This window comes from Xanthobacter sp. ZOL 2024, from assembly GCF_052932325.1.
The window spans coordinates 909132-931323 of sequence record NZ_CM128808.1 but is presented as its reverse complement, the minus strand read 5'-3'; the positions used below and the strand labels follow the sequence as shown (position 1 = coordinate 931323).

Genomic DNA, 22192 nt, shown 5'->3' with positions numbered 1-22192 from the left:
GGTCCAGCGCCGGCGATGCGTGGCGGCCCCAGGGGCAGGGGGAGCCGTTGTCTCTCAGGTCCTTCGATGCCGCATCGGTGGCGGCTCAGCCGGCGAGCCGGCGCATGTCGGCCACCTCTTCCAGGCGGCCGAGCCGGTCCAGCAGGGACGCGGCCGCATTCTCCAGAACCGGCGACGCCAGGGTCATGAACTTGTCGGCGATGACCTCGTCGCTGGGGAAGGTCTCCGGCTCGCCGGAGGGATCGGCCATGTGGCGCTCCATGTCGCCCTTGGTGGTGCGCAGGCTGATATGGGCGCCGAAGGGGTGACGCAGCCCCTCCAGGCGGGCGTCGCGGTGCACCTCCACCCGCGCCGCGGTGGCCTCGATGGCGGCATCGCCGATAAGGGCATAGTCGTCCCAGCCGAACCGCCCGCGATGGAGCGCGACGGCGGCGGCGAACGGCATGGAGAACTGGCCGTCGACGATGTTGCGCGGGTGCTGCTTCTCCTCCAGCGGCGCGCCGGTGAGCGTCACGCCATTGCGGTGCAGGCCGATGCGCACCGCCAGGATGTCGTCGGGCGAAAGGCCCGCCTCCCGCCGCAGGGCGAGCAGGCCGTCGACGGCGGCATGGGTGTAGCGGCAGGCGGGATAGGGCTTGACGCCGATCTTCATGGTTTCCCACACGCGGCCGAGATCGGCCACCGCCAGTTCCGGCCGGGGGTCGTCGGTATAGGCGTGGAGGAAGCCGTGGGGGCCCTCGATGGCGGCGCTGGCGCCACGGAAGCCCTCGGCAGCCAGGGTGGCCGCTATCAGACCGTTCATGGCGGCAGCGCCCACCTGCCAGCGCTTGTTCCAGGCGCCGTTGACCAGGAATTGCAGGGAGCCGGCGGCCTGCGAGCCCGCCACGCCAAAGGCGCAGGCAATGCCCGCCGCATCGAGGCCGAGCAGCTTGCCGGCGGCGGCCGCCGCACCGAACGTGCCCGCCGTGGCGGTGGGGTGGAATCCGCGGGCGTAATGGCGCGTGGGATCGAGGGCATTGCCCAGCCGGCAGCACACTTCATAGCCGGCGACGATGGCGGTGAGCAGGTCGCGGCCGGAGGCTCCGGTCATCTGCGCCGCCGCCAGCGCCGCCGGCACCACGGGCGCGCTCGGGTGCAGGGAGCTGTCCGCATGGGTGTCGTCGAAGTCGAGGGAGTGGCCGAGCGCGCCGTTCAGCAGCGCCGCCACCGCCGGCGTATAGCCGCGATCGGCGCCGAACACCGTGGCATCACCGGGGGTATCAAGGCCCAGGCGCCGCAGCATGGCGAACAGGGATGGGCTGGAATCCGCCTCGCGCCCGGCGCGGATGATGCTGCCGACGAGATCGATGGTGAGGTCGCGGGCGCGGGCCGGAACTGCCGGCGGCAGGTCGGCGGCGGCGAGGTCGGCGACGAAGCGGGCAAGGGTGAGGGTCGTTTCCGTCATGGGCTTTCACGCCTCTTGTGGGGGAGGGTCCACGGCACCCGCGCCGTCACCGTCGGGGTGCCATGGGGGCGCGGGTGCGGGATGCGCGCTACAGGGCGGCTTCCGAGCCGAGGATGGCGGTGCACTGGGCGGACAGGGTGACGCCGTTGCCGTGGCACAGGGCGAGGTTGCAGTCCTGGATCTGCCGCTCGCCGGCCTCGCCGCGGATCTGCGCCACCGCCTCGGCGATCAGGAACATGCCGTACATGCCCGGATGCACGCAGGACAGGCCGCCGCCATTGGTGTTCACCGCCAGCCGGCCGCCCGGCAGGATGTTGCCGTCGGACACGAACCGCCCGCCTTCGCCCTTCGGGCAGAAGCCGAGGTCCTCCAGGAACAGGATGGTGTTGATGGTGAAGGCGTCATAGACCATCACCAGATCGAGATCGGCCCGCGCCACCTTGGCCATCTCCAGCGCCCGCGGGCCGGATTCCGCCGCCGGGGTGACGGTGAGATCGGGCATGGCCTGAATGGAGCGATGCCAGTTGGCCCCGCCGGCACCGAGGAAATACACCGGGCGATCATGCAGATCCTTGGCGCGTTCGGCGCGCACCAGCACGCAGGCGGCGGCGCCGTCGGTGACCAGGCAGCAGTCGCCGGTGGTCAGGGGATCGGAGATCATCCGCTTGGCCAGCACGTCCTCGCGGGTCAGCGGGCCGCGGGCGAAGGCATCGGGGTTCAGATTGGCCCAGGCGCGGGCGGCCACCGCCACGTCGGCGAGGTTTTCCCGGGTGGTGCCGTATTGCGCCATGTGCCGGCTGGTGGCGAGGGCATAAGCGGTGATGGGATGGCGGGTGCGGTAGGGCACCTCGTGCCACTGCGCCTCGCTCATGGAGGCGAGCTTGCCGCCGGCGGTGCGCTGGTTGGAGCCGTAGCAGATCAGCGCCACGTCACACAGCCCGGCTTCCAGCGCCATGGTGGCCTGCAGCAGGTGGAACTCGAAGCTGGCGCCGCCCACGTTGGTGCCGCCGAAGAAGCGGGGCTTGAGGCCCAGGTGCTCCACCACGCTCATGGTGGGGAAGGCGTGGCTGGAGGTGGCGGCGAACACCGCATCCACATCGCGGGTGGACAGGCCCGCATCGCGCAGCGCCGCCACCGCGGCGAGGCCCAGAAGCTCGATGGCGCTGAAGCCGGGCGCTTCGCCCACGCCGGCGGTGGCCATGCCGACGATGGCGGCCTTGCCTCGGTAATCGCGGCTCATCAGCGTGCCTCCTCAGCGCCCGCGAGCGGGCGGAACACCACACGGGCGGCATCGCCCGTGCCCTCGATCTCGGCCTTGACGCGGGTGCCCACCGGCACGCTCTCCACGCCGATGATGGTGCTGATCATCCGCACCCCCTCATCGAGCTCCACCAGGGCAATGTTGTAGCTGCCGGCCTTGTCGCGGTTGACGGTCAGCGCATAGACGCTGCCGAGGCCGGAGGGGGCCTGCCACTCCAGATCGGTCGCGCCCGAGGGCGCCACCACCTTGGGATAGAAGACGTATTCGCCGGTGGACCGGGACCGCTGGATCATGAAGCGGCCGGATCGCAGAAAGGCCTCGTAGGTCGCCTGCGGCCCGGCCGCGTCGGTTGGTGTGTGTGTCATGGCTCTCATCCTGCGCGACTGGCGGCAGCCGTCGCGCCTGTGGCGTTGGGGCCTCGCCCGCGCGGGGCGCGGAAAAGGCCGTGGCGGCGAACCCTCCCACCCTCGGGCGGGGAGGGGATTGCGGGATCACCCCGGCGGGCGGGCCGGCAGGGCGGGGCTCATGCGCCGCTCATGCAGCCGGCTCCGCGCCGCTCCAGCGGCCGTCCAGAGCCAGGGCCAGCAGGGTCTCGCGGCTCAGCGCCTCGATGGCGGCGACGGCGTTGGTCATGGGGCGGGTGGCGGCGCGGGCGAGGTGCACGGTGCGCTTCAGGACGGGCTTGCCGATGGCCCGGAAGCGCAGGCGCCCCTCATCCACCTCGCGGGCTATGGCGGTGTAGGGCAGAATGGAGCAGCCCACGCCATTTTCCACCAGGCGCTTGATATTGTTGTAGGAATCCACCTCGAGAATGGTGTTCAGGGTGACGCCGATGGCGGCCGCCTCGTGCTCCAGCTGCGCCCGCAGCCCGTGGCTCAGGCTGGGCAGAATGAGGGGCAGCGCGGCCACCTGCCGGTAGGCCAGCGTGGCGCCGCCGGGCAGGCGGAGCCCCTCCGGCGGGTGCGACGGGCTGAGCAGGTAGAGGGTTTCGCTCAGCATGTGCTGGGAGACCAGCGTCGCATCCGGCGCCGCGCCATAGAGAAGGGCGAGGTCCACATGGCCTTCGCGCAGCCACTGCAGCACGAAGCCGCTCATGGCCTCGGCGATGCGCAGCTTGATGGCCGGATAGCGCGCCCGGGCCGCCATGATGAGCGGCACGGAGAGGATTTCGCTGATGGTGCCCGGCAGGCCGAGGCGCACCTCGCCCGCGGGCGCCTCGTCGTGCCGGCGGATCTCCGTTTCGGCGGTGGCCAGCTGGTCGATGATGAGCCGGGCATGCCGCAGCAGGGTTTCGCCCGCCTCGGTGGCCACCACGCCTTTCGCGCTGCGGAACAGCAGCTGTGCATTGAGCTCCGCCTCCATGTTCCGCACGTGCAGGCTGAGGGCGGGCTGCGCCACGTTCAGCGCCGCCGCCGCCTTGGAAAAGGAGCCGCGTTCGATGATGGCGATGAAATAGCGGAGCTGACGAAGGTCCACCCTCGAATCCTGCGCGTGGGAGCGATGCAGCCTTATGGTGCACAATCGCGCCGGGGAGGGAAGGGATGCTGCGTCTTTCTGGGTCATAAAAACCGCTAGGCGGAACGTGATGGGGCGCCGACCGGGCTCCCGGCCCGGGCGAGGACGGTGCGGGCGCGGGCGCGCACCGGCGCGTCCACCATGGCGCCGTCGACCGCCGCGGCGCCGTCGCCGGAAGCCAGCACTTTGCGGGCCCAGGCGATCTCGTCATCCGTGGGCCGGAAGCCGGCATTGAGTGGTGCGATCTGCTGGGGATGGATGGCGAGCTTGCCGGTGAAGCCCAGGGCGCGCGCGTGGCGCGCATCGTCGGTCACCTGCGCGGCATTGGCGATGGCGGTGGTGACGCCGTCGATGGGGCCGGGCCGGCCCGCCAGGCGGGCGGCCAGCACCAGCTCGGCGCGGGCGCTGGCAAGGGCCTCGCGGATATGGGCGCAGCCGAGATCGGCGCAGAAATCCACCGAACCGAAGGCGAGGCGCGCCACCGCCGGATGGGCGGCGAGGGCACGGGCGGAGGCCAGGCCGGCGGCGCTCTCGATGAGCGCCACGATGGGGAGGCCCGGCGCCTGCGCGGCGACCGTGTCCAGGGTGTCCACCTGCTCGGCCTTGGGCAGCATCAGCGCTGTGGGGCGCAGTGCCCGCACGGCGTCGAGGTCGTCCCCATGCCAGGGGGTTCCGGCGGCATTGATGCGCACCAGCACCGGCCCGGTGCTGAAGCCGGTTTCGAGTGCTGCGCGGGCCGCGGCCTTGGCCACCTCGGGCACGGCGTCTTCAAGATCGAGGATGATGGCATCCGGACCGGCCGCCGCCGCCTTGGCGAAGCGGTCGGGCCGGTGGGCCGGCACGAACAGGAAGCTCACGGCATCGGCGACGGACATCACCACTGCGCCTCCGCCGTCATGGCCAGCGGACCGCCGGGCCGGGCGGTCCACAGCTTGAGGCTGGTGCCGTCGGCATCGGCGTGCAACTGCACCGGCGCCGTATCGAACAGCGGCGAGAGGGCGCGGAAACTGAAGCGGGCCGGCGCGGCGCCATGGATCTCGCTGGCGAAGCGCAGCAGCAGCGTGGCCTGCAGCGGGCCGTGCACGATCAGGCCAGGATAGCCTTCCACCTGCGTGACATAGGAGCGGTCATAGTGAATGCGGTGGCCGTTGAAGGTGAGCGCCGAATAGCGGAACAGCAGCGGCGGGCTCGGGTCCACCACGCGCTGGTGGGCGCCGGCGGGCGCGGCCACCGGCGCCGGTTTGGGGGCGGAAGCCGTCTCGGGTGTCGTCGCCGTCCCGGGGGCCGGATCGAGGCCGCGATAGACGATGTCCTGCCGCTCCCGCACGACGAGGCGGCTGCCGCTGGTGATCTCATGGGCCACGGTGACGAAGCACAAGGTGCCGGTGCGCCCTGTCTTCACCGTCACGTCGTCCACCCGCGACAGCCGCTGCACGGTGTCGCCCACCGCGATCGCGCCGTCGAAGCGCAGGTCGCCGCCGGCCCACATGCGCCGGGGCAGGGGCACCGGCGGCAGAAAGCCGCCGCGCATGGGGTGCCCGTCGGGGCCGAGCTGCCCGGTGGGGGCGGCCGGCTGGGTGAGGCACCAATGCAGCAGGGGCGGCGCCGCCTCGCCGGGCTGTGGCGCGCCAGGCTCCACATCGAAGGTGGCGTGGAAACGGCGCACCAGATCGGCGGTGGCCACCTCGGTGGCGGTGTCGGTGCGACCGATCCAGGATTGCAAGTGGGCGATGTCGAGTGGGGCGATGTCGAGTGGGGCGTTGGCGGGCGTCATGGCGTGGGGCTCCCTGTCGCGGCGGCGGGCAGCGGCCCGTGGGCGCCGATGGCCGGCACCGGACCATAGACGCGCGGCGCCCCCTGGACGATGGGGGCGGGCGCCGGGAAGGAGACCGGGCCGGCCGGGGTCTCCACGGTGATCCGCCGCAGGTGCGGGTGCCGCGACAAGGCGGCCATGTCGTTCACCGCCGCGAAGGCCACATCCGCCCGCTGCAGCAGGGCGATCATGTCTTCGGCCGTGCGGCTGGCGAAGGCCGCGCCCACCACCGCGTCGGTGGCGGTGCGGTTGGCCACCCGCGCCACGTTGGAGCAGAAGCGCGGATCCTCGGCGAGGGCGGCATCGGCGAGCACCCTCTCGGCGAATGTCTTCCATTCCCGCTCGGACTGGATGGAGATGAGAATCTCCACGCCGTCCGCCGTTTGGAACACCCCATAGGGGGCGATGGAGGGGTGGGCGAGGCCGGCCCGCGCCGGGCTCTTGCCGGCCTCGGCGTGCAGCAGGGGCACGGTGAGCCAATCGGCCATCACGTCGAACATGGAAATGCGGATGTCCGCCCCTTCGCCGCTGGTCGCGCGGGCGATCAGCGCTTCGAGAATGGCGGCATAGGCGGTGGCGCCGGTGGCGATGTCGACGATGGAGATGCCCACGCGCGAGGCGCTCTCCGGCCCGCCGGTGATGGAGGCAAGGCCGGATTCGGCCTGCACCAGAAGGTCATAGGCCTTGCGCTCCGCGAGCGGACCTTTGTCGCCATAGCCGGAGATGGAGCACATGACGAGGCGGGGAAAGGCCGTGCGCAGATGCTCCCGGCCGAGGCCCAGCCGCTCCAGGGCGCCCGGCTTCAGGTTCTGGATCATCACGTCGGCCTGCGCGAGGAGGCGTTCCACCTCGGCCTTGCCATCGGGCGTGGTGAGATCCACCACCACCGATTCCTTGCCGCGGTTGAGCCACACGAAATAGCTCGCCTGGCCCTTGGCCACATCGTCATAGCCCCGGGCGAAATCCCCTTCCGCCCGCTCGATCTTGATGACGCGGGCGCCGGCATCGGCGAGGCGGGCGGAGGCGAAGGGCGCGGCCACCGCCTGCTCGATGGCCACCACCGTGATGCCGTCCAGCGGCAGGCGGGCGGGCGCCGTCATCAGAACGACCTCGGCAGGCCGAGCACGTGCTCGGCCACATAGCTCAGGATGAGGTTGGTGGAGATGGGGGCCACCTGATACAGGCGGGTTTCGCGGAACTTGCGCTCCACGTCATACTCGCAGGCGAAGCCGAAGCCGCCGTGGAACTGGATGCAGGCGTTGGCTGCCTCCCAGGACGCCTTGGCGGCAAGGTATTTCGCCATGTTGGCCTGGGTGCCGCAGGGCTGGTGGGCATCATAGCGCCGGCAGGCCTCGAAGCGCATGAGGTTGGCCGCCTCCACCTCGATGAAGGCCTCGGCGATGGGGAACTGCACCCCCTGGTTCTGGCCGATGGGACGGCCGAACACGGTGCGCTCCTTGGCATAGGCCGACACCTTGTCGATGAACCAATAGCCATCGCCGATGCATTCCGCCGCGATCAGCGTGCGCTCGGCATTGAGCCCGGTGAGGATGTATTTGAAGCCCTGGCCTTCCTCGCCGATGAGGTTTTCGGCAGGAATTTCAAGATTGTCGAAGAACAGTTCGTTGGTCTCGTGGTTCACCATGTTGAGGATGGGCCGCACCGCCATGCCGGCGCCCATGGCCTCCTTGATGTCCACGATGAAGATGGAGAGGCCTTCCGACTTCTTCCTCACCTCGGCCAGCGGCGTGGTGCGGGCGAGCAGGATCATCAGGTCGGAGTGCTGGACGCGGGAGATCCACACCTTCTGCCCATTGATGACGTAGCGGTCGCCCTTGCGCACGGCGGTGGTCTTGATCTTAGTGGTGTCGGTGCCGGTGGTGGGCTCGGTGACGCCCATGGACTGCAGACGCAGCTCGCCGGCGGCGATCTTCGGCAGATACTTCTGCCGCTGCGCCTCCGAGCCGTGCCGCACCAGGGTGTTCATGTTGTACATCTGGCCGTGGCAGGCGCCGGAATTGCCGCCCGCCCGGTTGATCTCCTCCATGATCACCGAGGCTTCCGTGAGGCCGAGGCCCGAGCCGCCGTAGGCCTCCGGGATCAGTGCCGCCATCCAGCCGGCCTTGGTCAGGGCATCGACGAAGGCTTCGGGATAGCCGCGGGCCTCGTCCACCTTGCGGTGGTATTCCGCCGGAAAGTCCGCGCACAGGGCGCGCACCGCGTCGCGGATGTCCTGATACTGGTCACTGCCGATGGTCTGCATCGTCTCTTCCTCAACCCAGGAGCGGGAGCCCCGGCAGCGCAGCGGGGGCTCTCTTATTCTTCATGTTTGCGGGCGCATTTCGAGCATTAGAAAGTATAGATTATGGCAGTCCCTGCCACAGATCGAATAATTCTTTTGCCTATGGCCTATAGCAGGACGCTCTAGCCCACCTCTCACATCAGGCTCGGCAGGAACAGGCTGATGGAGGGAAAGGCGATCAGCAGCGCGACGATGAACACCTCGGCCAGCAGGAACCACGCCGCCCCCCTGAAGATGGTGCCGAGGGGTACCTGATCGCCGATCACCGATTTCACCACATAGATGTTCAGCCCCACCGGCGGGGTGAGCAGGCCGATCTCGATCATCTTCACCACCAGCACGCCCATCCACACCAGATCGAGGCCCACCGCCTTGAACGCCGGCAGCAGCACCGGCAGCGTGATGAGCATGATGCCGATGGGATCGAGGAACATGCCGATGACGAGGTAGAGCACGATCATCACCAGGATGATGGTGAGCGGATTGGGATCAAAGGCGTTGACCACCTCGGCCATGTGCATCGGCACCCCGCCGAGGGCGAGGAAGCGGGTGAACAGGGCGGCGCCGAGGGCGATGAAGAAGATGGTGGCGGAGGCCCGCAGGCTATCCGCCAGCGCCGCCTTGAAGGCGGTCCAGTCCAGCGAGCGGCGGATCAGGCACAGCACGAAGGTGGCGATGGCGCCGAGGGCGGCGGATTCGGTGGCGGTGGCAAACCCCGTGTAGATCGAGCCGATCACCGAGAAAATCAGCAGCGGCACCGGCCAGATGCCCGCCAGCATGCGGAACCGCTCGCCCCAGCCATAGCGCTCGGTCACCGCTGGTGCGAGCGCCGGGTTGAGCTTCACGCGGACGATGATGAGGCCCATGTAGCAGGCCGCGGTCAGCAGGCCCGGGAGAATGCCGGCGATCAGCAGCTTGCCCACCGGGGTTTCCGTGTACCAGCCGTAGATCACGAAGGCGATGGAGGGCGGGATCATGGCGCCGATGGTGCCGGACGCGGCGATGACGCCGGTGGACAGGCCCGGGTCATAACCGCGCTTGAGCATTTCCGGCACCGCCAGGCGGGTCATGGCGGCGGCGGTGGCCATGCTGGAGCCCGAGGCGGCGGAAAACATGGTGCTGGCCGCGTTGGCCGCCACCGCCAGGCCGCCGGGCATCCAGCTGAGCCAGACGCGGGCGGCCGCGAACAGGGTGGTGGTGAGCCCGCCATGATAGGCGATGGCGCCCATCAGCAGAAACAGCGGGATCGCCGACAACGACCAGTGGGCGGCGAAGTCGTACGGGATGGCGGCCATGGCCGACCAGGCGGTGCCGGTGCCGCGCAGCATGGCGATGCCGAGGATGGAGACCAGGGACAGCGCGATGGCGATGGGCGCGCGCAGGCCCAGCAGCGCGAACAGCAGCAGGAAGACGATGATGGTGACCATGCCGGAAGTCATCACGGGCGTTCCTGATCCTGTTCGCGGTGGTGCGGATTTTGTTGCGGCGTGCCCGCAGGGCTGGGCGCCAGGCTGCGGCGGGTGAGGCCGAACCAGATGGTTTCGATGGCCGACAGGGCGAAGGCGAGGCCGCACAGGCCGATGCCAAAGGCGAAGATCCAGCGGGTGGGCCAGATGGGCACCTCGAAGAAGACCGCGTCGAGGGATTCGGAAATGGCCGTCTTGGCCATGGCCATCTCCACCGCCGAGGCGGTCCACACCAGCAGCAGGGCGGCCGAAATAAGCTGCATCAGCGCATCGAGGGCGGCGATGCGGCGGGCGCTCATATTCTGGGTGAACAGCTCGACGATGAGATGCTCGTGGCGGAACTGGATGAGGGCGAGGGGCAGGAAGGTGATGCCGACCATGTACCAGTTGGAGACGATCTCCAGCGTGCCGGTGAGGGGCGCGCCGAACAGGGTCCGGGCCGCCGCGTCGGCGCCCACCTGGAGCATCATGGCAAGAATGAACAGCGCGGCGACGAAATAGCTGGCCTTGGCCGCCTGTTCCACCAGGCGCCTCGACATTCGGAACACAGACATGGGGGGCTCCGCAGGCAAGCGCCATCCTCCACGCCCCGGGCGCGCGACCCGGGCCGCAAAGGATGGGGCGACCGGGCTCAGTTGGGCAGCTTGTCGTAGATCTCCGCCTTCATGGCGGCTTCGATCTTGGTGCGATCGCCCTTGGCGTCGGCCACGATCTTCTCCCATTTGCCGAGCAGCGCGCGGTAGGTCCTGGCCGCCGCCTCGGGATCCTGGACGCCGCGGGAGGCGGCCTTCTTCACCGCTTCGGCGCGAACGCCTTCGCGGGCCTGCTGGAACGCGGCATCGAGGCCGGGAAGGGTCGGGACATAGGTGATGTCGCGCTTCTTGGCTTCGGCGCGGGCGATGGCCGCCTCATGGTCATAGGCGAGGGTCATGCCGGTGAGCAGGGCCGGCGCGTTGGCCAGCATCACGGCGCGCTGGTCGGGGGTGAGGGCGGTCCAGGCGGCCTTGTTCACGGCCATGCCGTGACCGCCGGCCCAGGTGCCGAGGGGCTCCTCGATGACGAAGCGCACGGAATCCCAGATGTTGTAGGACTTGAGCCAGCCCTCGGGGCCGAGCACGCAGTCGAGGGTGCCGCGCTCCAGCGCCTCATAGATGTCGGTGACGGGCAGGTTCACCGGGGTCATGCCGAACTCGGCGGTGAGCCGGCCCCACAGGCCCGCGGTTTTCACCTTCTTGCCCTTGAGGTCGGCGAGGTTCTTCACCTCGGTCTTGCACATGAGCACATAGGGCGCGAGCGAATGGACCCCCAAGGTGACGGCGCCGGCCTTGTCCATGTCCTTCAGGCAGCCGGGGCAGTTGAGGAGTTGATATTCGGTGGCGGCGGCGGTCGCGCTCAGGGCGTCGTTGTTATAGACGCCGAGGTCTGACGACAGGTTCGAGTTGGGCAGCACCTGGGGAATGTAGGCGTCCACCACATAGCCCGACGAGACCAGCCCGTCGCCGATGCTGGACAGGACCGTCTTGGCGCTGACCACCGAGCCGCCGCTGAACAGCTGGAAGCTCACCTTGCCGCCGGTCTCCTGCTTTACCTTGTCGGCATAGGGCTGGAAGCCCTCGGTGATGAGGGCGTGGGTGGGCGGGCTGATGCTGCCGTAGCTCAGCTCGCCGGCGGCGACCGCCGAACTGATCAGCAGGCCGGCCGCGACCAGCGCCCCGGGCAGGGCTTGGCGGGTCGATACTCCTGGAGCCGTCGTCATGAATGTCCTCCCGGGGGGTGCGCCGCCTGCGGATACGGTCGCCATTTATTGTGAGATTTTTGTTTCGCAGAGTGGTATCACATAATCGCAAAATCTCGAGGCTGTCAAACCAGAGCGCCCCGTCGCGGGAGGTGTTGGCCCTGAATTTTTCGCGTGTTTTTCAGAAGAACGACACAATAAGCCGTGCCGAGTGCGCAACGCTTTGTGAATGTTTCCGGTGTTCCCGGCGTCCCGGTTGCGAGCTTGGCTGAGCAAAAGATTCCGCTAAGCGGTACAGCGAGGAAGCGTCATGCGGGTTATCGACTTTTTTGACCGGGGGCTCATGCTCTCGCCCGAGCGGGCGTGCCTGAGCGACGATGCGACGGAGATCTCCTATCGGGAGGCGGCGGCGCTCACCCATCAGGTGGCCCGGCTGCTGCGGAGCCTGGGGGTGGAGCCCGGCGACGCCGTGGCCTTCATCTCACCCAACGATGCGTTCGGCTATGTGGCGGCGCTCGGTATTCTGCGGGCGGAGGCGGGCTGGGTGCCGCTCAATGTCCGCAACACCGTGGCCGACAATATCCACCATCTCGAGGTGGGGCGTCCCAAGGCGCTGCTTTACCATTCCAGCTTCGAGGCCGATGTGGCGGCCTATCGGGCAGCGGTGCCCTCCATCACCCACGCCATTTGCATCGATGCGGCGGGCGCCGAGGGGCCGGGGCTGCGCGCGCGGCTGGAGGCGTTCGACGCCACGCCGGTGGCCTATCCGGCGGGGCGGGTGGACAGCGCCGATCTGTTCCGCATCTCCTGCACCGGCGGCACCACGGGCACGCCGAAGGGGGTGCGCCACAATCACCTGTCCTATGAGATGAACGTGGCGGCCTATCTCGCGCTGTGGAGTTTCGAGGCGCCGCCCCGGTTTCTGCTGGTCGCCCCCATGACCCATGCGGGCGGGGCGCTGGCGCCGCCGGTCTTCGCTTTGGGCGGCACCGTGCGCATGATGGCGAAGAACGATCCCCTGCGGATCATGCAGGTCATCGCGGCGGAGCGGATCTCGGCCGCCATGCTGCCGCCCACCGCCATCTACATGCTGCTGGACCACCCGCAGGTGCGCGACTTCGATTATTCTTCGCTGCGCTATTTCATGTTCGCCGCGGCGCCCATGGCGCCGGAGAAGATCCGCCGCGCCATCGACATCTTCGGCCCCTGCTTCGCGCAATTCTATGCGCAGACGGAGGTGGCCACCACCATCACCTGGATGTCGCCGGGCGAATATGCGCAGGCGGTGGCGGAGCCCGAGCTGGCCCATCGCCTGCGCAGCGCCGGCCGGCCCGGGCCCTTCTCCGTGCTCGGCATCATGAACGCCGATGGCCAGCTGCTGGGCGATGGCGAGGTGGGGGAGATCGTGGTCCGCTCGAACCAGGTGATGGCGGGCTATGTGGACCAGGAGGAGGCCACCCGCGAGGTGTTCGCCTATGGCTGGCACCATACCGGCGATCTCGGTTATCGCGATGGCGACGGCTATTATTACCTGGTGGACCGCAAGCGCGACCTGGTGATCACCGGCGGCTTCAACGTCTTCCCCGGCGAGGTGGAGAAGGTGCTGCTCGCCCACCCGGCGATCCAGGATTGCGCGGTGATCGGCATTCCCGACGAGAAGTGGGGCGAGGCGCTCACCGCCGTGGTGCAACTGGCGCCCGGCCAGGCGCTGGATGCCGAAGCGCTGCGGGCCTGGAGCCGCGAGCGTCTCAGCGGGGTGATGACGCCCAAGCATTACGAGTTCTGGGAGGAATTGCCCAAGAGCCCGGTGGGCAAGGTGCTGAAGCGGAAGATCCGCGACCGCTTCTGGCAGGACCAGGCCCGCGCGATCTGAGGGGATGATCATGAACGCAACCATGCGCGCGGTCGTCTGCGAAAGCTGGCGCCCCTTCGATGAGCTGGAGCTGACGCGGGTACCGGTGCCGCCGCTGCGGCACCCCGAGGACGTGCGGATCGAGGTGCGCCACGCCGGGGTCAGCTGGGCCACCACCCTGGTGGTGGCCGGCAAATACCAGCGCAAGCCGCCACTGCCCTTTTCCCCGGGCACCGAGGTCACCGGCGTGGTGCTGGAGGTGGGGCCGCAGGTGAGCGGCCTCGTCCCCGGCGACCGGGTCTGCGCGGTGGCGGATTTCGGTGCCTATGCGGAACAGGCGGTCATCCATCGCCGCCATGTCTTCAAGGTGCCGGACGGGCTGCCGCTGGATGCCGCCATCGCCCTGCCCATCTCCTATATGACGGCCTATGGCGCGCTGTTGTGGCGGGCGAAGATCAAGGCCGGCGACCGGGTGTTGATCCACGGCGCCGCCGGTGCCGTGGGGCTGGGCGCCGTCGATATCGCCCAGGCCCATGGCTGCGAGGTGTTCGCGGTGGTGCGTGGGGAGGAGAAGCGCCGTTTTCTCGCCCGGCGCGGGGTCGACCACGTCATCGACAGCACCACCGCCGACTTCCAGACGGTGGCGCGGGAGGCGACCGGTGGGCGCGGGGTGGATGTGATCCTCGACACGGTGGGCGGCTCGGTCTTCGAGCGTTCGCTGCGATGCCTGGACGAGGATGGCCGGCTGCTGGTGGTGGGGTTCGTCGGCGGCGACATCGCCACCGTTGCCACCAACTTGATCCTGTTGAAGAACATCGCCGTGGCGGGTTTTAACCTTGGCCAGTATGTGGGCTGGGGCGTGGTGGATGAGCGCGCGCGCTTCGCCGCCCGCTATGGACAGGGCATGGCGCAGTTGCTGGCGTGGTGGCACGAAGGACGGATCGCGCCGGTGCTGCACGCCCGCCGTCCGCTGGCCGAGTTCCGCGACGCCATGCGGCTCGTCACCGATCGCCAGGCGGTGGGGCGGGTGCTGCTGGACCTTTAGGGCCGGGCGGGGCATCCGGCACGGGCCGGGTGCCCCGCTTGCGGATCAGGAGGCGAGGGGGGTGTTCTGCGCGTCCCGCTTCAGCGCGCTCTTCATGATCTTGCCGGTAGGGCCGATGGGCAGCTCGCCGATGCGGATCTCCACCGGGATCTTGTAGGGCGCCAGCTGGTCGCGCAGGTAGGTGGTCAGCTCCTCGGCGGTGGCCTGCCGGCCCGGCAGCAGCTGGACGAAGGCCACCACTTCCTCATTGCCGGGCACATCGCGGCCCACCACCGCCGACTGGCCCACCGCCGGGTGGCTGCCCAGCACCGATTCCACCTCGATGGGATAGACGTTGAAGCCGGAGCGGATGATCAGCTCCTTGAGGCGGCCGACGATGCGATAATGGCCGTCGGCATCGCGCTGGCCGAGGTCGCCGGTGGCGAGCCAGCCGCCTGGCCGCATCACCTCCGCGGTCGCCTGGGGGTTGCGGTAATAGCCGGACATCAGCGAGGGGCCGCGCACCCAGATTTCGCCGGTCTCGCCATCGGCGGCATCGGTGCCGTCATTCCCCACCAGGCGGATCTCGACCCCCGGCTGGGCGACTCCCACCACATTGGCTTCCACATCCACCCCATCGGGCACGCGGCACACGGGCACCATCTCGGTGGCGCCATAGCCATTGCCGATGGCGACGCCGAAGGCCGCCTGGATGCGCTGCTTCAGGGTCGGGTCGAGGGCGGCGCCGCCGCAGGCCAGGGCGCGGACGTGGCCTTGGCGCAGGTCGATCTGCTGCGCTTCCGCATAATCCAGCAGGCGGGAGAACAGCTGCGGCACGGCCACCAGGAAGGTGGTGTCGCCATCGAGGATGGATCGCGTCATGTGGGCGGGATCGAACCCCGTGGCGAGAATGGCCTTCGCTCCCGCCATGGCGGCCGCCAGCAGGTTGCTGGACAGGCCTATGGAGTGGCTGAGGGGCGAGACGATATAGATGCCGTCGGCGGGTGTCAGGTGCCGCGACAGGCATTGGCTGTAGGCGGTGTAGGACACGGCCCGGTGCGACAGCATCACCGCCTTGGGGGCGCCGGTGGTGCCGGACGTGAAGGTGAGCACGGCGATCTGGTCGTTGCTCGCCTGCACCGGCTCGGCGACGCTCGCGGCATCCGCCGGGGTGGCGAGGGCGCGGCCGAACAGTGGATCCTCGATGCTCTGCAGCTCGGCGAGGGCTGCCGCGTGCCTGGCCGCCGCCGGTGAATCGTCCACCGCATAGATCACCGTGCGCACGCCGGCGAAGTCGCGCATGGTGGCGATCTCGCGCTCGGACATGCGGGCATTCACGATGGAGGCCCAGGCGTCGAGATGGGTGATGGCGAAGAACAGGACCACCGTGCCGATGCCGTTCTCCGAGATCACCATCACCCGGTCGCCCGGCCGCACCCCGAGCGCGGTGAGGCGCGCGGCGGTGCGGGTGATGGCGGCACCGACCTCGCCCCAGGTGAAGCGGCCGCTGCGGGTGTCATAGGCGATGGCGTCGGGGGTCTCGGCGCTCCAGCGCAGCGGCAGGTCACTGACGCGCCGGGGCAGGTCCAGTGGCGCGGTGGTGGTGGTCATGGGCTGCTTCCTCTCCTTCTTTGGTCCGGCGGGCGGTCGAAGGGGTGGTCCGGCACCGCGGCGTGTTTCGTCTTTTGTAGCAGAACGCATGGTTGCGGCAAATGAATTCCGCTTTACGGAATAAGAAAGTCGACTAGCGGATCAAAATAGGGCGCGTGGCCCCGCATTTCCGCATCTTACGCCACGGCCGGCATTCGCTGTGCGGAAAAGCGCTGCTAAATTCCGCTGGGCGAAGCTATATGTTAAAAGATGCCGTGGTCGCGATGTCTGTCCCGGCTCAGCGCCGGTTGGCGCCGGGTGGGCATCCCTAACGAGTGGACAGAATGCCGAGGCAGAAAACCAAGGGCACCACCGTCGCCCGCCCCGCCCAGGAAGGGCGCACGACGGAGCGCACGACGGGGGGCGCGGCCCGGGGCTCGCGCTCTGCGGTGCCGCTGATCTTCGACGATGCCGACATCAGCGCCAAGCACGCCAATGACCGCAAGTTCATCTGGGCGCTCGCCCGTGGACTGGAGATTCTGCGCGCGTTCAAACCGGGGCAGGGGCCGCTGGGCAATACCGAGCTGTCGGAGCTCACCAACCTGCCGAAGGCCACCGTCTCGCGCCTCACCTACACCCTGACCGAGCTTGGTTATCTCAATTTCATCAAGCGCTTGGGGAAGTACGAGCCGGCCGCGTCCATCCTGTCGCTGGGCTATCCGGTGCTGGCCAACATGCGCGTGCGCCAGATCGCCCACGAATACATGCAGCAGCTGGCCAGCCACGCCAATGCCTCGGTGGCGCTGGCCTGCCGCGACCGGCTCAGCCTCATCTATGTGGATGCATGCTCCTCCAGCGCGCTGACCACCTTGTGGCTGGACATCGGCTCGCGGGTCGGCATCGGCATCAGCGCCATCGGCCGGGCCTATCTGGCCGGGGTGTCCGATGCGGTGCGCGAGGAGATGTTCGAGCAGCTGGCCCGCCGCCATGGCGCGGACTGGCCGGACCTGAAGGCGCGGGTGCTCGATTCCATCGCCGAGATCCACGAGCGGGGCTTCTGCTACGTGGATAATGAATGGAAGCGCGAGGTGCGCGCGGTGGGCGCCCCGCTCATCTCCGCCGACGGCACCACGGTGATGGCCATGAATTGCGGCGGCCCCTCCTTCGCCCTCGATCCCAAGCGGATGGTGGAGGATTTCGGCCCGCGGCTGGTGCATCTGGCGCGCACCATCTCGCCCATGATGGGGCGATGAACCGGCTTGTCTCAGCCGCTTTCGCGCTGGGTGTGTACCGCTAAGCGAAATTAATGCATCACTTTTACGGTTGCTGTCTGTACAGCCGCCCTATCATTACCCTATCATCCCTCCCCATAAAATATAGTTCCGCTTAGCGGAACAGTGTGGAGGAATGAGCGGGATGAACGCCACTGCAGCGCCCGAAGGCCAGGGCACGGTTCACAAGAAAGTGGTCGACGGCGTGGGCACGCTGGTTCTCGACTACCCCCGCCGCCGCAACGCCCTGTCGCTGACGCTGCGCGAGGCGCTGCACGATCGCCTGGTGGACCTGCTGGAGGACCCGGATTGCCGGGTCATCGTGCTGACCGGGGCCGCCGGGTGCTTCTGCTCGGGGGGCGACATCTCCACCATGGAGCAGGTCACGCCGATTTCCGGCCGAAAGCGCCTGCAGCGCATCCACCGCGTCATCCGCCTGCTGTGGAGCTGCGAGAAGCCGGTGATCGCGGCGGTGGAAGGCTGGTCCGCCGGCGCCGGCACCGCGCTGGCCGCCGCCTGTGACATCATCGTGGCCGCCCGCGATGCCCGCTTCGCCTGCAATTTCGCCAAGATCGGCCTGATGCCCGATCTCGGCGCCGCCTACACCCTGGTGCAGCGGTTGGGGGCCGGACGCGCCAAATATCTGATGATGGCCGGCCAGGAGTTCGACGGCGCCGCTGCCGAGAAGCTCGGCCTGGTGGATGTGCTCACCGCGCCCGGCGCGGCGCTGGAAACCGCGCAGGCCCTGGCCGCCGGCATGAGCACCCTCGCGCCCCTGTCGCTCGGTCTGACCAAGGCGATGGTGGCGCGCATGCCGGCGAGCCTCGACGCGATGCTGGCCGCCGAGGTGGACGCCCAGGCGGTGCTGTTCGCCTCCGAGGATTTCGCCGAGGGCCGCGCGGCCTTCATGGCCAAGCGGGCGCCGCGCTTTCAGGCGCGCTGAGCCCGGGCCCGCCCCCGGCGATCCTTTCCCGACATCCGCGCCGCGGCGCGACCTTCAAGGCGGTGCAGCCATGACCCCTCTCCACCAGACCCCCGTGTTCGCCACCGGCATCACCCGACTGTTCGGCATCCGCCATCCCATCCTGTGCGGCGGGCTGATGTGGCTGTCGACGGCGGATTATGTCGCTGCCGCGGGCCGCGCCGGCGGCCTCGGCTTCCTGACGGCCCGCAGCTTTCCCGACCTCGGCGCGTTCCGGGCGGAGCTGCAGAAATGCAAGGCCCTGGCGGAGGGCCACCCCATCGGCGTCAATCTCTACATTTCCAACCGGCCCGAGGCCAACGCCATGCTGCATGGCCATGTGGCAGTGCTGCTGGAGGAGGGCATCCGCGCCGTGGAGACGGCCGGCAACACCCCGTCCGCCTTCCTGCCCCCTTTGAAGGAGGCGGGGGCGAAGGTGATGCACAAGGTCTCGATCCTGCGCCATGCCGCGCGGGCGGTGAAGGACGGAGCCGATGCCATCGCCATTGTCGGCATGGAGTGCGGTGGCCATCCGGGCATGGATTTCATCGGCACCATGGTGCAGGCGCCGCTGGCGGCCGCCCGGCTCGATGTGCCGGTGGTGATCGGCGGTGGCATTGGCACCGGCAGCCAGATCACCGCCTGCCTCGCCATGGGCGCGGCGGGGGTGGTGCTGGGCACCCGCACCCTGGTGGCGCAGGAGATCTGGGCCAAGGATCCCTACAAGCAGCGGATCATCGCGGCCGATGAGCGCGCCTCGCGGCTGGTGCTGTCGATCCTGCGCAACACCTATCGGGTGATGGACAACGGCACTGCGCGGCAGGTGGCGGAGATGGAGGCGGCGGGCATCGCCGATTTCGAGGCCTACCGCGCCCATGTGGAAGGCAAGGTGCAGTTCGAGGCCTATGCCAGCGGCGACGTGGAGAAGGGCATGCTGGCCATGGGCCAGGCGGCGGTGTTCGCCGACAGGGTCGCGCCGCTGGCGGACATCTATGACCAATTGCTGGGAGAGGCGGGCCGGGCGCTCGCCGTGCTCGATGCGACGCGCCTGCCGGGCGCCACGGAAGCGGCCGCGCGCGCGGCCGCGGACGTCGCGGCAGCGTGACAGGGAGAAACGCAATGACCAGGGAATTGACCACCATCGGCGTGGTGGGCACCGGCACCATGGGGCGGGGCATCGTCCAGGTGATGGCGCAGGCCGGCTATCGGGTGCGCATGTTCGACGGCAACCGGGCGGCGGCCGACAACGCCCTCGCCTTCATCGCAGACATGCTGAAGCGCGCCGCCGCCAAAGGCACCTTGAGCGCCGAGAGCGCCCAGGCCGCCACCGACCGCATTGTTATCGCCGAGAGCCTCGCCGACATGGGGGACGCGGATCTGGTGATCGAGGCGGTGGCCGAGCGGCTCGATGTGAAGATCGCCCTGTTCCGCGAGCTTGAGGGTATCGTCGCGGCCGATGCCATTCTCGCCACCAACACCTCCTCCCTGTCGGTGACGGCGGTGGCCGCCGGCTGCGCGCGCCCCGGGCGGGTGGCCGGCTTCCATTTCTTCAATCCGGTGCCGCTGCAGAAGGTGGTGGAGATCATCGCCGGCGAGCGCACCGAGGAGGCGGTGATGGCGGCGCTGTTCGCGGTGTCCGTCCGCTGCGGCCACCAGGCGGTGCGCTGCATCGACAGCCCCGGCTTCCTCATCAACCACGCCGGCCGTGGCCTCTACACCGAAGGCCTGCGGGTGGTGCAGGAGGGCGTGAGCGATCCGCTGACCGTGGATCGTATCATGCGCGATGCGGTGTCATTCCGCATGGGCACGTTCGAGCTGTTCGACCTGACCGGGCTCGACGTGTCGTTCGCCGTGACCGAGCTCATCTACAATCAATTCTATCAGGACCCGCGGCTGCGCCCCAGCCCGCTGCCGCCCCGGCGCATCGCCGCCGGCCTGTATGGCCGCAAGGTGGGCGAGGGCTTCTATGCCTATCCCGATGGCAGGCAGGTGGTGCCGGCCGAGCCGGCGGCGCCCGATGTCGCCCTGCGCCCGGTGTGGGTGTCGCGGGCCGAGGCCGCCCTGGCGGCGCCCGTGGTGGCCTATCTGAAGGCCGCCGGCGTGCCCCTGGACGAGGGGGAGCGGCCCGGCCCGGAGGCGCTGGCGCTGGTGACGCCGGTGGGCCAGGACGCCACCTCGGCGGCGCGCGCCCAGGGGCTCGATCCCACCCGGACGGCGGCGGTGGATCCGCTCTATTTCGAGGGCCGCATCACCTTGATGCTGACGGTGAACACCGCCGCCGCCCACCGGGACGCGCTGCATGCGGCGCTGGCCCGCGGCGGCCGGCCGGTTTCGGTGATCAATGACAGCGTCGGCTTTGTGGCGCAGCGCATCGTCGCCACCATCGTCAACATCTCCTGCGAGATCGCCCAGCAGCGGATCGCCGAGCCGGGCGACATCGACACGTTCGTGCGCATCGGGCTGGGCTATCCCAAGGGGCCGCTGAGCCTGGGCGAGGCGATCGGCCCGGCGCAGGTGCTGCGCATCCTCGAGGGCATGCAGGATTTCTATGGCGACCCGCGTTACCGGCCCAGCGCCTGGCTGAAGCGCCGCGCGCTGACCGGCCTGCCCTTGGTCACGCCGGAAGCGGCGCGCGGCTGAGTGGCCGCGCGGGGCCCGACGAAAAAGCCCGCCGCCGGGATGCCGGCGGCGGGCTTCATATAGGAGCGGCGCCCACCCGCGGGCGGGCGCCGCGCTCTCAGACGCGCTCGATGATGGCGGCCGTGCCCATGCCGCCGGCCACGCACAGGGTGATGAGCCCGGTGCTGCCGCCGGTGCGCTCCAGCTCATCCAGCACGGTGCCGAGCATCATGGCGCCGGTGGCGCCGAGCGGATGGCCGAGGGCGATGGCGCCGCCATTCACGTTCACCCGGTCGAGGCCCACGCCCAGTTCCTCGGCGACGAACATCACCACCGAGGCGAACGCCTCGTTGACCTCGAACAGGTCGATGTCGCGGGCCGCCATGCCGGCCCGCTTCAGGGCGCGGTTGGAGGCTTCCACCGGACCGGTGAGCATGATGGCGGGCTCCGAGCCCACGGTGGCCCAGCCGCGAACCCGGGCGCGCGGCTTCAGGCCCAGGGCGTCGCCCGCCGCGGCGCTGCCCACCAGCACCGCGGCCGCGCCGTCGACGATGCCGCTGGAATTGGCGGCGGTGTGCACGTGATTGATCTTCTCGATGCCGGGGTAGCGCATGATGATGCGCTCGTCGAAGCCCGCCGCCTTGCCGGGGCCGGCGAAGGCGGGTTCCAGCTTGGCGAGGGATTGCAGGGTGGCGCCCCGGCGGGGATGCTCGTCGCGCTCCAGGAGGATGGCGCCGTGCATGTCCCGCACCGGCACCAGGGAGCGGGCGAAGCGCCCCTCGTCCTGGGCGACGGCGGTGCGGCGCTGACTCTCCACGGCGAAGCCGTCCACGGCGACGCGGTCGTAGCCGCGCAGGGTGGCGATGACGTCGGCGCCGATGCCCTGGGGCACATAATGGCTGGCGAAGGTCTCGCGCGGATCGGAGGTCCAGGCGCCGGCATCGGAGCCCATGGGCACGCGGGTCATGCTTTCCACGCCGCCGCCGATGGCGAGGCCGCACTGGCCCGAGGCCACCTGGCCGGCGGCCATGTTCACCGCATCGAGCCCCGAGCCGCAGAACCGGTTGATCTGGACCCCGGGGACCGACTGGTCATAGCCGGCGGCGAGCACCGCGGCGCGGGTGATGTCGCCGCCCTGTTCGCCCACCGGCACCACGCAGCCGAACACCACGTCGTCGATGGCATCGGCCGCATAGCCGTTGCGCGCGCGCAGGGCGGTGAGCACCGAGGCCGCCAGGCGAATCGGCGTGACCTGCTGGAGCGCGCCGCCGCGCAGCTTGCCGCGCGGCGTGCGGACCGCGTCGTAGACATAGACATCGCTCATTCTTCAACCTCCCTG

General features: G+C 69.3%; 19 protein-coding genes. 6 read left to right on the top strand and 13 right to left on the bottom strand.

Annotation, left to right across the window (positions count from 1 at the left end):
* Window positions 1-85: 85 nt before the first annotated feature.
* From ACU4E7_RS04550 to ACU4E7_RS04500, 11 genes are all read right to left on the bottom strand, one after another.
* Window positions 86-1444, bottom strand: a complete 1359-nt coding sequence (locus tag ACU4E7_RS04550) for an MmgE/PrpD family protein (protein ID WP_447020784.1) — start codon at window positions 1442-1444, stop codon at window positions 86-88.
* Window positions 1445-1532: 88 nt separating this feature from the next.
* Window positions 1533-2684, bottom strand: a complete 1152-nt coding sequence (locus ACU4E7_RS04545; RefSeq protein WP_447020783.1) for a thiolase — start codon at window positions 2682-2684, stop codon at window positions 1533-1535.
* Window positions 2684-3070, bottom strand: a complete 387-nt coding sequence (locus tag ACU4E7_RS04540) for a Zn-ribbon domain-containing OB-fold protein (RefSeq protein ID WP_238123284.1) — start codon at window positions 3068-3070, stop codon at window positions 2684-2686. Before ACU4E7_RS04540 ends, ACU4E7_RS04545 begins: the two co-directional genes overlap by 1 nt.
* A gap of 169 nt (window positions 3071-3239) precedes the next feature.
* A complete protein-coding gene (locus ACU4E7_RS04535) occupies window positions 3240-4181 on the bottom strand; it encodes a LysR family transcriptional regulator (RefSeq protein WP_447020782.1) in 942 nt (313 codons plus the stop codon).
* A 95-nt stretch (window positions 4182-4276) separates the two neighbouring features.
* Window positions 4277-5098: an HpcH/HpaI aldolase/citrate lyase family protein gene (locus tag ACU4E7_RS04530; RefSeq protein WP_447020781.1), complete on the bottom strand. Its 822-nt coding sequence runs from the start codon at window positions 5096-5098 to the stop codon at window positions 4277-4279.
* A complete protein-coding gene (locus tag ACU4E7_RS04525; protein WP_447020780.1) occupies window positions 5095-5994 on the bottom strand; it encodes an FAS1-like dehydratase domain-containing protein in 900 nt (299 codons plus the stop codon). The genes ACU4E7_RS04530 and ACU4E7_RS04525 overlap by 4 nt, the downstream gene beginning before the upstream one ends.
* Window positions 5991-7133, bottom strand: coding sequence for a CaiB/BaiF CoA transferase family protein (locus ACU4E7_RS04520; RefSeq protein ID WP_447020779.1), 1143 nt, complete (start codon window positions 7131-7133; stop codon window positions 5991-5993). Before ACU4E7_RS04520 ends, ACU4E7_RS04525 begins: the two co-directional genes overlap by 4 nt.
* A complete protein-coding gene (locus ACU4E7_RS04515) occupies window positions 7133-8296 on the bottom strand; it encodes an acyl-CoA dehydrogenase family protein (RefSeq protein ID WP_447020778.1) in 1164 nt (387 codons plus the stop codon). The genes ACU4E7_RS04520 and ACU4E7_RS04515 overlap by 1 nt, the downstream gene beginning before the upstream one ends.
* Window positions 8297-8469: 173 nt before the next feature.
* The gene (locus ACU4E7_RS04510; RefSeq protein ID WP_447020777.1) at window positions 8470-9774 is read right to left on the bottom strand and encodes a TRAP transporter large permease; all 1305 of its coding nucleotides are present in this window, start codon (window positions 9772-9774) and stop codon (window positions 8470-8472) included.
* A complete protein-coding gene (locus ACU4E7_RS04505) occupies window positions 9774-10355 on the bottom strand; it encodes a TRAP transporter small permease (protein ID WP_238123290.1) in 582 nt (193 codons plus the stop codon). The genes ACU4E7_RS04510 and ACU4E7_RS04505 overlap by 1 nt, the downstream gene beginning before the upstream one ends.
* 77 nt (window positions 10356-10432) lie before the next feature.
* On the bottom strand, window positions 10433-11557 hold the full coding sequence (locus ACU4E7_RS04500; RefSeq protein WP_447020776.1) for a C4-dicarboxylate TRAP transporter substrate-binding protein: 1125 nt from the start codon (window positions 11555-11557) through the stop codon (window positions 10433-10435).
* Window positions 11558-11846: 289 nt separating this feature from the next.
* On the opposite strand from ACU4E7_RS04500, the gene ACU4E7_RS04495 reads away from it, so the two are divergent.
* Together ACU4E7_RS04495 and ACU4E7_RS04490 are read left to right on the top strand one after the other, a co-directional pair.
* Window positions 11847-13409, top strand: coding sequence for an AMP-binding protein (locus tag ACU4E7_RS04495; protein WP_447020775.1), 1563 nt, complete (start codon window positions 11847-11849; stop codon window positions 13407-13409).
* 10 nt (window positions 13410-13419) lie between these two features.
* On the top strand, window positions 13420-14433 hold the full coding sequence (locus tag ACU4E7_RS04490) for an NADPH:quinone oxidoreductase family protein (protein ID WP_447020774.1): 1014 nt from the start codon (window positions 13420-13422) through the stop codon (window positions 14431-14433).
* A gap of 45 nt (window positions 14434-14478) precedes the next feature.
* On the opposite strand, the gene ACU4E7_RS04485 is transcribed toward ACU4E7_RS04490, so the two are convergent.
* Window positions 14479-16023: a class I adenylate-forming enzyme family protein gene (locus ACU4E7_RS04485; protein ID WP_447020773.1), complete on the bottom strand. Its 1545-nt coding sequence runs from the start codon at window positions 16021-16023 to the stop codon at window positions 14479-14481.
* 323 nt (window positions 16024-16346) lie between these two features.
* On the opposite strand from ACU4E7_RS04485, the gene ACU4E7_RS04480 reads away from it, so the two are divergent.
* The 4 genes from ACU4E7_RS04480 (at window position 16347) to ACU4E7_RS04465 (ending at window position 20874) form a co-directional block, all read left to right on the top strand.
* A complete protein-coding gene (locus ACU4E7_RS04480; RefSeq protein ID WP_447020772.1) occupies window positions 16347-17255 on the top strand; it encodes an IclR family transcriptional regulator in 909 nt (302 codons plus the stop codon).
* Between the two features lie 163 nt (window positions 17256-17418).
* On the top strand, window positions 17419-18216 hold the full coding sequence (locus ACU4E7_RS04475) for an enoyl-CoA hydratase/isomerase family protein (RefSeq protein WP_447020771.1): 798 nt from the start codon (window positions 17419-17421) through the stop codon (window positions 18214-18216).
* 70 nt (window positions 18217-18286) lie between these two features.
* Window positions 18287-19339 carry an NAD(P)H-dependent flavin oxidoreductase gene (locus tag ACU4E7_RS04470; RefSeq protein WP_238123297.1) on the top strand — a complete coding sequence of 351 codons (1053 nt, stop codon included), beginning with the start codon at window positions 18287-18289 and terminating at the stop codon, window positions 19337-19339.
* Window positions 19340-19353: 14 nt separating this feature from the next.
* A complete protein-coding gene (locus tag ACU4E7_RS04465) occupies window positions 19354-20874 on the top strand; it encodes a 3-hydroxyacyl-CoA dehydrogenase (protein WP_447020770.1) in 1521 nt (506 codons plus the stop codon).
* Between the two features lie 97 nt (window positions 20875-20971).
* Here the strand turns inward: ACU4E7_RS04465 and ACU4E7_RS04460 are convergent, their stop codons facing one another.
* Window positions 20972-22177, bottom strand: coding sequence for an acetyl-CoA C-acetyltransferase (locus tag ACU4E7_RS04460; RefSeq protein WP_447020769.1), 1206 nt, complete (start codon window positions 22175-22177; stop codon window positions 20972-20974).
* Window positions 22178-22192 lie beyond the last annotated feature (15 nt).

Bases quoted from the DNA above. Each gene is read 5' to 3' on its own strand.
- ACU4E7_RS04500 (WP_447020776.1), bottom strand. From the start codon at position 11,557: ATGACGACGGCTCCAGGAGTATCGACCCGCCAAGCCCTGCCCGGGGCG.
- ACU4E7_RS04545 (WP_447020783.1), bottom strand. From the start codon at position 2,684: ATGAGCCGCGATTACCGAGGCAAGGCCGCCATCGTCGGCATGGCCACC.
- ACU4E7_RS04475 (WP_447020771.1), top strand. From the start codon at position 17,419: ATGAACGCCACTGCAGCGCCCGAAGGCCAGGGCACGGTTCACAAGAAA.
- ACU4E7_RS04510 (WP_447020777.1), bottom strand. From the start codon at position 9,774: ATGACTTCCGGCATGGTCACCATCATCGTCTTCCTGCTGCTGTTCGCG.
- ACU4E7_RS04515 (WP_447020778.1), bottom strand. From the start codon at position 8,296: ATGCAGACCATCGGCAGTGACCAGTATCAGGACATCCGCGACGCGGTG.
- ACU4E7_RS04480 (WP_447020772.1), top strand. From the start codon at position 16,347: ATGCCGAGGCAGAAAACCAAGGGCACCACCGTCGCCCGCCCCGCCCAG.
- ACU4E7_RS04520 (WP_447020779.1), bottom strand. From the start codon at position 7,133: ATGACGGCGCCCGCCCGCCTGCCGCTGGACGGCATCACGGTGGTGGCC.
- ACU4E7_RS04540 (WP_238123284.1), bottom strand. From the start codon at position 3,070: ATGACACACACACCAACCGACGCGGCCGGGCCGCAGGCGACCTACGAG.
- ACU4E7_RS04460 (WP_447020769.1), bottom strand. From the start codon at position 22,177: ATGAGCGATGTCTATGTCTACGACGCGGTCCGCACGCCGCGCGGCAAG.
- ACU4E7_RS04465 (WP_447020770.1), top strand. From the start codon at position 19,354: ATGACCAGGGAATTGACCACCATCGGCGTGGTGGGCACCGGCACCATG.
- ACU4E7_RS04470 (WP_238123297.1), top strand. From the start codon at position 18,287: ATGACCCCTCTCCACCAGACCCCCGTGTTCGCCACCGGCATCACCCGA.
- ACU4E7_RS04505 (WP_238123290.1), bottom strand. From the start codon at position 10,355: ATGTCTGTGTTCCGAATGTCGAGGCGCCTGGTGGAACAGGCGGCCAAG.
- ACU4E7_RS04485 (WP_447020773.1), bottom strand. From the start codon at position 16,023: ATGACCACCACCACCGCGCCACTGGACCTGCCCCGGCGCGTCAGTGAC.
- ACU4E7_RS04495 (WP_447020775.1), top strand. From the start codon at position 11,847: ATGCGGGTTATCGACTTTTTTGACCGGGGGCTCATGCTCTCGCCCGAG.
- ACU4E7_RS04490 (WP_447020774.1), top strand. From the start codon at position 13,420: ATGAACGCAACCATGCGCGCGGTCGTCTGCGAAAGCTGGCGCCCCTTC.
- ACU4E7_RS04550 (WP_447020784.1), bottom strand. From the start codon at position 1,444: ATGACGGAAACGACCCTCACCCTTGCCCGCTTCGTCGCCGACCTCGCC.
- ACU4E7_RS04525 (WP_447020780.1), bottom strand. From the start codon at position 5,994: ATGACGCCCGCCAACGCCCCACTCGACATCGCCCCACTCGACATCGCC.